Here is a 10,922-nt window from a genome sequence, read left to right as displayed (position 1 = left end):
GCGGCAACTCCAGATACTCCCGGACATAGGCTGTGATCTCAGCGATCGTGTAACCAGCACTAATACTCATGTTGTGAACCTCCTCCTCGGAAGTGACTCACACCCAGATTGGCATACAACGGAGATCGCACAGTCCGGACAGCTGATCGTCGGCGTGAATGTGCCCTACGCCCCGAACGAGTTCAAGGACAGCAGCGGTCAGATCATCGGTTTCGACGTCGACCTGATGAACGCCATCAGCAAGGTCCTCGGCGTCACCCCGGTCTACAAGGAGGCCGACTTCGACAAGATCATTCCGTCGATCCAGGCAGGTACCTTCAACATCGGTATGTCCTCGTTCACCGACAACCTCGAGCGGCAGCAACAGGTCGACTTCGTCACCTACTTCAATGCCGGCACCCAGTGGGCGCAGCAGGCCGGTGGGAACATCGACCCGAACAACGCCTGCGGCAAGAAGGTTGCCGTGCAGGCCACCACGGTGCAGGACACCGATGAGATCCCGGCGAAGAGCAAGGCCTGCACCGACGCGGGTAAGCCGGCCATCGAGAAGGTGAAGTTCACCGATCAGTCCGAGGCGACCAACGCCCTCGTTCTGGGTCGAGTGGACGCCATGTCGGCGGACTCGCCGGTCACCGCGTATGCGATCAAGCAGGCCGGCGGCAAGATCGAAGCGGCCGGAGAAGTGTTCGATTCGGCGCCGTACGGATATCCGATCGCCAAGGGATCGCAGCTGGCGCAGGCCGTCCAGAAGGCCGTTCAGTACCTGATCGACAACGGCCAGTACAAGACCATCACCGAGCATTGGGGCGTGCAGGCCGGAGCCATCCCGACCGCGGTCATCAACGGCGCAACGAGCTGACCGGGTGAGCTCACCGGCAACCGGTCCGATCGGTGTGGGTTCTGACGATTCGTCAGGACCCGCACCGATCAAGGCGGTACCCCTCAAGCATCCGGGGCAGTGGGTAGCCGCGGCGATCGTCCTCGTCCTGCTGTTCTTGTTCGTCTACGGCGCCGCGACCAACAGTGCCTACGGATGGAGCACCTACGCGAAGTACCTCTTCGACACCCGCATCCTCGAAGGTGTCGGATACACCCTCGCGTTGACCGTGCTGTCGATGGTGATCGCCATCGTGCTCGGCGTGTTGCTGGCGGTCATGAGACTGTCGCCGAACCTTGTTCTGCGGTCGGTGTCCTGGGTATATCTCTGGATCTTCCGCGGCACGCCGGTGTACGTGCAGTTGGTGTTCTGGGGGCTCTTCCCGTCGCTGTACAAACAGATCGATCTCGGAATCCCGTTCGTCTATCAGTTCGTTCACTTCGACATCCAGTCACTCAACGCGGCGTTCACCTTCGCGATGATCGGTCTGGCGCTCAACGAATCCGCCTACATGGCAGAGATCGTGCGCGCCGGTATCTCCTCGGTGGGCGAGGGGCAGACCGAGGCCTCGGTGGCGCTGGGGATGTCGTGGACCCAGACGATGCGGCGCACGGTGCTCCCTCAGGCCATGCGGGTCATCATCCCGCCGACCGGCAACGAGGTCATCAGCATGCTGAAGACCACCAGCCTGGTGACCGCCGTTCCGTTCAGCCTCGAGCTCTACGGCGTCGCGCACGATATTTCGGGTGTGAATTTCGAGCCGATTCCACTCCTGCTGGTCGCCTCGAGCTGGTATCTCGCGGTCACCAGCATTTTGATGGTCGGCCAGTTCTATCTCGAGCGTTACTACGCGAGAGGTGCCTCGAGGCAACTCACGGCCCGGCAGTTGAAGGCAATGGCGGCAGCGCAGAACAAGGTCGTCGTCGATGAGGAGAGCGATGAGCGTCGGTGACGTGAAGACGCAGCCCATGGTGCTGGCGGACCGCGTGTGCAAGAGTTTTGGGACTCTCCAGGTGCTCAAGGGCATCACTCTGGAGGTCGCGAAGGGCGAGGTCCTCTGCCTGATCGGCCCGTCCGGTTCGGGCAAGTCGACCTTCCTGCGCTGCGTCAATCACCTCGAGGTGGTCAACGCCGGACGCCTGTACGTCGACGGTGACCTCATCGGCTATCGGGAGCGTGGCGACAAACTCTACGAGATGAGCCCGAAGGACGCGGCCAAACAGCGCCGGGACATCGGCATGGTGTTCCAGCACTTCAACCTGTTCCCGCACCGGACGGCGCTGGAGAACGTGATCGAGGCGCCGACGCAGGTCAAGAAGCAGGCCAAGGACAAGGCCATCGCGCGGGCCAAGGACTTGCTCGACCGAGTGGGGTTGGCGGACAAGGCCGACACCTACCCGGCGCAACTGTCCGGTGGCCAGCAGCAACGTGTGGCGATCGCACGGGCGCTCGCAATGGACCCGAAACTGATGCTCTTCGACGAGCCCACCTCGGCGCTCGATCCCGAACTGGTAGGCGAGGTGCTCGGGGTGATGCGTGAACTCGCGGCATCGGGGATGACGATGGTTGTGGTCACCCACGAGATGGGTTTCGCCCGTGAGGTTGCCGATCAACTCGTCTTCATGGACGGTGGCGTCGTCGTCGAAAAGGGTGTTCCGCGTGAGGTTCTCGGAAATCCACAGCATGAACGGACAAAGGGTTTCCTGTCGAAGCTGTTATAAGAAATGGGTTGATTTCCATAACCGGGGAAGAGTGGCCGGGAAGCCCTGTTCCTTCGTTTGAATAACTATGTGCAGTACATTCTTTGGTGGTAAATGAGGGTGAACCGCCACCATTGTTCATGACTCTTCGCTACCGTGTTGATCGCGCTGATCGTCGCTTTTCTGCGCCTGGCGCGTCCACACGGAGGTAGATCATGCCACTCGAAACGGGTGCTGAATTCGCAGGCTATCGGGTCGTGCGTGCGCTGGGGTCGGGCGGGATGGGGGACGTCTACCTTGTCGAACATCCCCACCTGGGCCGGTTGGAGGCACTGAAACTCATATCTGCGCGTGGCGATGAGTCTTTCCAGCAGCGGTTCACCCGCGAGGCGCAAACGGCAGCATCTCTCAAACATCCCAGCATCGTCACCATCTATCACTACGGGGTTACCGACCAGGTTCCCTGGTTCACCATGGAATATATTGCAGGGGAGGATCTTTCACGTCATCAGCCGCTGCGTCCAGGCGACATCGGCACGATAGTCACGGCCACCGCGTCGGCGTTGGACTACGCGCACCAGCGAGATGTCGTTCACCGCGACGTCAAGCCGGGCAACATCATGATCACCCGCGACGGTCCGGGCACCGCGATCGAGCAGGTGACGCTGCTCGATTTCGGTATCGCCCGCCTCATCACCTCCAGCGCCCACTTGACAGCGACAGCCGCCTTTATCGGCACCCTGCACTACGCCGCACCGGAAATCCTCGACGGGAGTTCAGCCTCCGGCCGCTCTGATCAATACGCGTTGGGATGCACGGTTTTCGAGCTCTTGGCCGGACACCCCCCATTTGCCGGGGAACATCCCGGGGCCATCATGGCTGCGCACTGGAACTCGCCGCCGCCGCGATTGAGCGATGTGATTGCCGATTTTGCGCCTCTCGACGCTGCATTGGCCAGGGCGATGGCGAAGCGGCCGCCAGACCGCTACGCGTCATGTGGTGAATTCGCCGACGACATCCGAACCGGCCTCGCCCGACTGAACCCGAGCGTCCGTGACGCGACGACGGTCGTACGGCAGATCGGAGTCGCCGCGGTTGCGCCGATGGCCTCAGAAGCGACGTCGGCAACTCAGATTGTCTCGCGGCCCGCTCCGAGTAGTCGCCCCGTAACCGCTCCCCGGGTGGCGCCGCCGATCTCGAACCCTGGCATGCCGCCGATCTCGAACCCTGGCATGTCACCACTCTCGAATCCTGGAATGATCGACCCGAGGGGCAATTCCCCGTTCGCCAATTCCCCGTTCGGGCCGCCGAATCCGGCGAGCGGAGCGGTGTCCGGCGAATCGGGTCGCCCCACCGACGCACGTCGGGCGAGGCGTCGGCGAGTCATGATGATCGGCGTCCCGGTACTGGTCCTTCTCGTGGTCGCTGCGGTGGTGGCGGGGCTGGTCCTGTGGCCCGACGGCGAGTCGTCCGCTGACTCGATCGCCGGCGCGAATGCCGCACCCGTCGAACCAACACGTGTGTCCGAGATCATCCAGGTGTCGTTGGACGGGGTGCCGGTGGCGCACAACGCCTCTGACTCCACGCTGGACCCGGCGGGCGATGGGAAGGCGGTCTGCGGCTCATCGACGAAACTGGCGCTCATGGCGCCGTTGAGCGGGGCCCGCGCCGAAACCGCCAGTACCCTGCCGAACAGTGTTCGGATGGCGATCGATGCGCATAACTCGGCGAACCCCGAATGCCAGGTGGGCATCGCCCAGTTCGACACGCAGGCATCGGCCGACACCGCTGCCCGGGTGGCTCAGACCGCCGCCGCCGATCCGTCGATCATCGGCCTGATCGGCCCGTGGTCATCTGCAGAGTCTGCGGCGACGGGCCCTGTACTTGCGCCGGTGGGGCTTGCATTTGCGAGCCCGTCGGCAACGAGAAGCGTGCTCCTCGAGCAGAACTGGGGCAACTTCTTCATGGGCGCCGCGTACGAGGGGGTCCTCAACCGGGCAATCGCCCTCTATCTCCGGGGCGAGGGGTACCGCCGCGTATGTGTGGTCAGTGACGACGACGCGTACACCGCCGCCGCGGCGCGGATGTTCGCATCGAACCTCGGTGCCGCGGCCGACAACTCCTGTGTGATCACCGTGCCGGTGGGTAGTGAACAGTTTCCACAGCAGGTGCAGCAGGTCAAGAGTCAGGCACCAGACGCCGTCTTCTACCTCGGAGTGACCGACGAGGCGGCGCCATTCGTCGATCAACTACGCTCCGCGGGCCTGGCGGCGCCGATCTACGCCGGCGGCGACGGAGTGGTGAACCGATCGTTCTTCGCCATCACCGGACCGCAGGGATCGGGGGTACGCCTCACCTGTGAATGTGGCCCGGCCGCACCCGCATTCGTCAGTGACTACCGGGAGCGATATGGGCGGGAACCGCACTTCTTCGCCGCCGAGAGCTACGATCTGACGGCCATCATGCTCAAGGCGATCGATTCCGGGGTTCGTGACCGCGCGAGGATGGTGAACTTTCTGCGCAACTTTCACGGCGCCGGGATGGCCCGCGATTACGAATGGTTGGGCACCGGTGCGTTATCGCAGCCCACCGCGTGGATTTACCAGATCAGGTGAGGTGTGACCGGGATCAGTCGGGCTTCGTGCAGCAGAAGATCGCTGTACCCGGAAAGTAGCTGCCGCGCAACGGACTCCACTGTCCCCATTCGCGTTCCAGGTCGTCGGGCCACTCGGGTTCCACGATGTCGTCGAGAATCATTCCAGCCGAACGGATCTCGCGGACTCGATCACCGATCGTCCGATGATGCTCGACATAGGTGATCGTGCCGTCTGCGTCGACCTCCGAGTACGGCGTCCGGTTGAAGTAGGGGATGGCCACGGTCAGACCGTCCGGGCCGGGGTCGTCGGGGAACATCCAGCGCATCGGGTGATTGATCGAAAAGACCCACCGCCCACCGGGAATGAGGATGCGGGCGACCTCGGCCATCACGGTCGCGGAGTCGGCGACGAAGGGGACGGCCCCGAACGAGGAGAAGGCGATGTCGAACGAGGTGTCGGCAAAGGGCAGCGATTCGGCGTTGGCCTGAACCAGCGGCACCCGTTGCTCGCCGAATAGTTCCATCGCGGCGATGCCGTAGCCGAGCATGCCGCGGGACAGATCGGTGGCCACGACCTGTGCGCCGCGGGTCGCGAGCCATCGCGAGCACGGCGCCGAACCGCATCCCACTTCCAGGATGGTGCGTCCCCGAACGTCGCCGAGGAGGTGCGCATCGGCCTCGCGCAGATTCTCCGGACACCACACGAAGTCGCCGCCGGCGACGTCGGCACCGAGGAAATCCCCGTGCTCGCGGTGATACTCACGGCTTTCCAGATCCCACCACGAGCGGTTGGCCCGCTCGCTGACCGCCGAACCGATGTCGCCGAGGACCCGCGGTTGGTGCGGTGAATCGGGCGTCGACGGATCAGGAGAGTTCACGCAGCGAGTGTAGAGCGGGCCCGTCCCGGACGGTTATGCAATCAACTCGTAGAAGCGGAACAACGAGAAGTCATCGATCGGCAGGACTGCCATGTCGCCGAATCCGGCCTCCACCGCGTAGGTGCGCAGCGTCTCGGGTCGCATCACCGTGCCGGTGGCCGCCGACGGCGTCGACGACATGCCGTCCGGCAGGCAGATGAACAGCGAGAAGCCGTACATCAGGCGGTCGACCTCGGAGGCCGGCCCGGCGAACGCGGGGGAGACGGCCTCGTCCATGACGATCATCGAACCGCCGGGCGCGAGTGCCTCGCGCACCGCGCGGAGGACATCCACCGGACGCGGCATGTCGTGGACGCACTCGAAGGCAAACGCCAGATCGAACGGCTCGGCGTCGGCGAGGGTCGCGGCGTCGGCGAGTTCGAAGCGAACCCGTGCGGCCACACCGGCCTCGTCGGCATTGCCGCGGGCCGCGTCCACCGATTTCTCGTCGATGTCGAGGCCGACGAGGGTGGCCTCCGGGTAGGCGGTCGCCAGCGCGATCGTCGACCACCCGAAACCGCATCCGATGTCGGCGACGCGGGCACCCGGGCGGCGCAGCCGCCGGTCCACCTCGGGGACCGACGCCAACGCCGGCGCCAGCGCGCGCTCGAACCAGGGACGGTTCAGCGCCGACTGGCACTCCCGTGCGTCGACGCCGAACCGATGCCAGCTGACGCCGCCACCGCCGCGGTAGGCGTCGAGGAGTTCGGGGAGGCGGCCGAAGGCGGCAGCGAAGATCCGGGGCAGTTCCCCGAGATAGGCGAGACTGTGTCGGTCGAGCAGGACCTCCGCAGCGCCCGGTGACAGGGCGAATCGCGGCGGCGTGGTCTCGAGGCCGACGCTCACCAGCGCGTAGGCGGCCTGCATCTCCAGCCACTCGCGGGCGTAACGCGGATCAGTGCCGGTACGTCGTGCCAGATCGTCCGAGGTCGTCGGGCCGTGGTTGGCAAGCTCGGCGTACCAGCCCATCCGTTCCCCGATGTACACGCTCATGAACTCCGAGACGTGCAGGGCATCGGCGAAGAGTCGTTCGGCGACGGAGTCGGCGTCGGCCATCGCGAGGTTGTCAGCGGTGGGCGCATCGAGGGGACTGGGGTCGGTCATGGTCCCAGAGTCCGCTTGCCGCCACCGATAGTCGACCGTTTTGTCCGATCGATATACGACTCGCAGGAGCAGATCGACTCAGCAGGCCCGACCGCCGACGATGTGCTCGGAGACCGTGTCGGGATCCCAGCGGCGCAGCGCGGTGATCGTGGCCGGTGCGTCCGGCGGCGCCGCGGCCGCGCCGAGAACACGCAGGACCTCCGGTACCGCGTCCACCTCGACGCGACGGGCCAGTGTCACGTGCGGCGTCCAGCGGCCCGGCCGGCAATGCTCGAACAGAGCAGACTCATGCCCGTCCGACGTCGCGTACTCGGCACCGAGCCGAACGATCGCCGAGTGCGCCGACAGCAGTTCCGTCGTCGGCACCACCAGGCGGGCGATGACGCGTCGGTGCCCGTCGCCGAAGACCACGATGCCGCCGAGCGACACCGGAAACGGCAGTCGCATCGCCACCGTGGACAGGGCCGGGTCGATGCCGGACGCGATGTGACCGGCGGCGATGGCGGTGATGTGCGGGCGATTGGTCGACGACCGGATCGAGGCCTGATTGGGTAGTCCGGCGTCGGCCAGGTCGGCCCATTGGCGCCGGATCCGCTGGTCAGAGACGTCGTCGAGGAGGAATTCCACCGAGTGCGCCACCGTTGCACCTCTCGTCGTGTCCGAGGTCTTCGGTGACCGTCGGCGTCGCGGAGGGCATTTGCCCAGCACAACGCCCCTGGAGTACCCTGATCGACGCGCGTGTGCTGTATCTCGCGCGGTTGCGTGTGCCCTCAGACAGGGCACGCCCCCCAGCACGACAAACTGTACCTACTACATACCTGTCCGGAGCAACTCACCAATATGCCGTCCTCCACCATCACCTCGCCGCAAGTAGCCGTCAACGACATCGGCTCGGCTGAGGACTTTCTCGCCGCCATCGACTCCACGATCAAGTACTTCAACGATGGCGACATCGTCGAAGGCACCATCGTCAAGGTCGACCGCGACGAGGTTCTGCTCGACATCGGTTACAAGACCGAAGGCGTGATCCCCTCACGCGAACTCTCGATCAAGCACGACGTCGACCCCAATGAGGTCGTCAACGTCGGCGACGAGGTCGAGGCCCTGGTTCTGACCAAGGAAGACAAAGAGGGTCGGCTGATCCTGTCCAAGAAGCGCGCACAGTACGAGCGCGCCTGGGGCACGATCGAGGAGCTCAAGGAGAAGGACGAGGCCGTCAAGGGCACCGTCATCGAGGTCGTCAAGGGCGGCCTGATCCTCGACATCGGCCTGCGTGGCTTCCTCCCGGCATCGCTGGTGGAGATGCGTCGCGTGCGCGATCTGCAGCCGTACATCGGCAAGGAGATCGAGGCCAAGATCATCGAGCTCGACAAGAACCGCAACAACGTGGTGCTCTCGCGTCGTGCGTGGCTCGAGCAGACCCAGTCCGAGGTTCGCAGCGAGTTCCTGCACCAGCTGCAGAAGGGCCAGGTCCGCAAGGGCGTCGTGTCCTCGATCGTCAACTTCGGTGCGTTCGTCGATCTCGGCGGCGTCGACGGTCTGGTGCACGTCTCCGAGCTGTCCTGGAAGCACATCGATCATCCGTCCGAGGTTGTCACCGTCGGTGACGAGGTCACCGTCGAGGTTCTCGACGTCGATCTCGACCGTGAGCGGGTCTCGTTGTCGCTCAAGGCGACTCAGGAAGATCCGTGGCGTCAGTTCGCCCGTACCCACGCGATCGGTCAGATCGTTCCGGGCAAGGTCACCAAGCTGGTGCCGTTCGGTGCATTCGTCCGCGTCGACGAGGGCATCGAGGGCCTGGTGCACATCTCCGAGCTGGCCGAGCGCCACGTCGAGGTCCCGGACCAGGTTGTCGCCGTCGGCGACGACGCGATGGTCAAGGTCATCGACATCGACCTCGAGCGTCGCCGGATCTCGCTGAGCCTCAAGCAGGCCAACGAGGATTACACCGAGGAGTTCGACCCGTCGAAGTACGGCATGGCCGACAGCTACGACGAGCAGGGCAACTACATCTTCCCCGAGGGCTTCGACGCCGAGACCAACGAATGGCTCGAAGGCTTCGAGAAGCAGCGTGAGGCATGGGAGGCCCGGTACGCCGAGGCCGAGCGTCGCCACAAGATGCACACCGCCCAGATCGAGAAGTTCGCCGCTGCTGCGGCCGAGGCCGAGAAGGCCCCGTCGGACTACTCGTCGGCATCGGAGAGCCGTAGCGCGTCGACCTCGTCGTCGTCCTCGTCCTCGTCGTCGGCCGGTGGTTCACTGGCCAGCGACGAGCAGCTCGCCGCGCTTCGCGAGAAGCTGTCGGGCAACGCCTGATCGTGCCCTGACGTAAGTCAACTGAACTCCCCGGCCCGGTATGGGCCGGGGAGTTCTGTCTTCCCGGGACATCGGACACATTGTCTTTTGACAATAATTTTCATTAACGGGTTGACTGTCCGTTGTGTATGCAAAACTGACAAATCCGACCAAGATCATCGCCCTGGCATCGGTCGCCTCGTTCGCGCTGGCCGCCTGCGGAACGGACTCCTCCTCCGGGGGTGCCTCGTCCGCGGCGCCAGTGGCCACTGAACAGGAAAGTGCGACACCGCGACTCGCGCTGTCGTATGACGGGGGTGTGTTGATCCTCGACGCGAACTCGCTCGACCAGGTCGCCGACATCCCGGTCGAGGGCTTCACCCGACTCAACTCGGCCGGCAACGGCCGCAACGTGTTCGTGTCCACGAGCGACGGATTCCAGGTGCTGGACATGGGTACCTGGACGGAATCCCATGGCGACCACGGACACTCCTACACAGCAACGCCGGTCATGACGGACATGCGATTCGGCGGCACAAAGCCAGGCCACGTGGTGCCGCACGACGGGCGAATCACGTTGTTCTCCGACGGCACCGGCGAAGTCGACATCGTCGATCCCGATGCGCTCGCCGAGGGGAGAGCCGAATCGACGAGCCATACCGTGCCCGAACCCCACCACGGTGTTGCGGTGGCGCGTGCAGACGACACGCTCGTCGTGTCGGTCGGCAACGAGGACGAGCGCAGCGGGATCGCCATTCTGGATGGTGATCGTCGGGAGATCGCCCGTAACGACCAATGCCCCGGCATCCACGGCGAATCCGGAGCCGCCGACGGAGTACTGACCTTCGGCTGCGAGGACGGCATCCTGATCGTGCGCGGCAACGAGATTCAGAAGGTACAGAGCCCCGATGGGTACGGCCGCATCGGCAACCAGGCCGGTGACGAATCGTCGCCGATCTCGTTCGGCGACTACAAGAAGGAGCAAGACGCCGAACTCGAGCGCCCACAACAGTTCTCGCTGACCGACACCCGCAACGGCACGATCCGGATCGTGCCGATCAGCACCAGCTATAGCTTCCGGTCGCTGGAACGGGGCCCCAACGGAGAGGCGGTTCTCCTCGGCACCGACGGCGCGATCCACGTCTTCGACGTGAACACCGGTGCCGAGATCAGGTCCGTTCCGGCGATCGGTGCATGGACTGAACCCGATGAATGGCAGTCACCGATGCCGAATATGGTTGTGCAGAACGGGGTGGCGTATGTCAGCGACCCGAGCGCGAAGACGATCACCGCGTTCGATCTCGCCGACGGGAAGCGGAAGGATCAGGCACAGTTGCCGCAGACGACCATCGAGTTGACCGGCGTCACCGGCTGAGGCGGCAGGACGGATCGCGATTCTCACGGCCGGGTGGAGCCGAGAGTGGCGCCGGGTT

Annotated in this window: 9 protein-coding genes and 1 pseudogene; 7 read left to right on the top strand and 3 right to left on the bottom strand. The window is 64.5% G+C overall.

Going from position 1 to position 10,922, the window contains the following annotated elements; translation table 11 throughout:
- Positions 1 to 73: 73 nt before the first annotated feature.
- From ABLE92_RS25005 to ABLE92_RS24985, 5 genes and pseudogenes are all read left to right on the top strand, one after another.
- Positions 74 to 859, top strand: a complete 786-nt coding sequence (locus ABLE92_RS25005) for an ABC transporter substrate-binding protein (RefSeq protein WP_348807515.1) — start codon at positions 74 to 76, stop codon at positions 857 to 859.
- A gap of 4 nt (positions 860 to 863) precedes the next feature.
- A complete protein-coding gene (locus ABLE92_RS25000; protein WP_348807514.1) occupies positions 864 to 1,829 on the top strand; it encodes an amino acid ABC transporter permease in 966 nt (321 codons plus the stop codon).
- A complete protein-coding gene (locus ABLE92_RS24995; RefSeq protein ID WP_348807513.1) occupies positions 1,816 to 2,598 on the top strand; it encodes an amino acid ABC transporter ATP-binding protein in 783 nt (260 codons plus the stop codon). The genes ABLE92_RS25000 and ABLE92_RS24995 overlap by 14 nt, the downstream gene beginning before the upstream one ends.
- Positions 2,599 to 2,792: 194 nt before the next feature.
- Positions 2,793 to 3,389 (top strand): annotated as a pseudogene (locus ABLE92_RS26235) (serine/threonine-protein kinase); the annotation flags it as partial.
- 444 nt (positions 3,390 to 3,833) lie between these two features.
- A complete protein-coding gene (locus ABLE92_RS24985) occupies positions 3,834 to 5,192 on the top strand; it encodes a branched-chain amino acid ABC transporter substrate-binding protein (RefSeq protein ID WP_348807511.1) in 1,359 nt (452 codons plus the stop codon).
- A 13-nt stretch (positions 5,193 to 5,205) separates the two neighbouring features.
- Here ABLE92_RS24985 and ABLE92_RS24980 read toward each other — a convergent pair whose 3' ends face one another.
- The 3 genes from ABLE92_RS24980 to ABLE92_RS24970 all read right to left on the bottom strand — a co-directional run bounded on the left by ABLE92_RS24980 (position 5,206) and on the right by ABLE92_RS24970 (position 7,833).
- Positions 5,206 to 6,051, bottom strand: a complete 846-nt coding sequence (locus tag ABLE92_RS24980; protein ID WP_348807510.1) for a class I SAM-dependent methyltransferase — start codon at positions 6,049 to 6,051, stop codon at positions 5,206 to 5,208.
- 33 nt (positions 6,052 to 6,084) lie between these two features.
- The gene (locus ABLE92_RS24975) at positions 6,085 to 7,194 is read right to left on the bottom strand and encodes a class I SAM-dependent methyltransferase (RefSeq protein WP_348807509.1); all 1,110 of its coding nucleotides are present in this window, start codon (positions 7,192 to 7,194) and stop codon (positions 6,085 to 6,087) included.
- 78 nt (positions 7,195 to 7,272) lie between these two features.
- Positions 7,273 to 7,833 (bottom strand): 2'-5' RNA ligase family protein, encoded by a 561-nt coding sequence (locus tag ABLE92_RS24970; protein ID WP_348807508.1) that lies wholly within the window; start codon positions 7,831 to 7,833, stop codon positions 7,273 to 7,275.
- A gap of 201 nt (positions 7,834 to 8,034) precedes the next feature.
- On the opposite strand from ABLE92_RS24970, the gene rpsA reads away from it, so the two are divergent.
- Positions 8,035 to 9,510: a 30S ribosomal protein S1 gene (gene rpsA / locus ABLE92_RS24965; protein WP_348807507.1), complete on the top strand. Its 1,476-nt coding sequence runs from the start codon at positions 8,035 to 8,037 to the stop codon at positions 9,508 to 9,510.
- A 124-nt stretch (positions 9,511 to 9,634) separates the two neighbouring features.
- The gene (aztD, locus tag ABLE92_RS24960; protein ID WP_348807506.1) at positions 9,635 to 10,864 is read left to right on the top strand and encodes a zinc metallochaperone AztD; all 1,230 of its coding nucleotides are present in this window, start codon (positions 9,635 to 9,637) and stop codon (positions 10,862 to 10,864) included.
- Positions 10,865 to 10,922: the final 58 nt, after the last annotated feature.

This window comes from Gordonia oleivorans, assembly GCF_040044975.1.
GTDB lineage: Bacteria > Actinomycetota > Actinomycetes > Mycobacteriales > Mycobacteriaceae > Gordonia > Gordonia oleivorans.
This window is presented reverse-complemented; position numbering and strand designations above follow the sequence as displayed.

Bases quoted from the DNA above. Each gene is read 5' to 3' on its own strand.
- ABLE92_RS24995 (WP_348807513.1), top strand. From the start codon at position 1,816: ATGAGCGTCGGTGACGTGAAGACGCAGCCCATGGTGCTGGCGGACCGC.
- ABLE92_RS24985 (WP_348807511.1), top strand. From the start codon at position 3,834: ATGATCGACCCGAGGGGCAATTCCCCGTTCGCCAATTCCCCGTTCGGG.
- ABLE92_RS24975 (WP_348807509.1), bottom strand. From the start codon at position 7,194: ATGACCGACCCCAGTCCCCTCGATGCGCCCACCGCTGACAACCTCGCG.
- rpsA (WP_348807507.1), top strand. From the start codon at position 8,035: ATGCCGTCCTCCACCATCACCTCGCCGCAAGTAGCCGTCAACGACATC.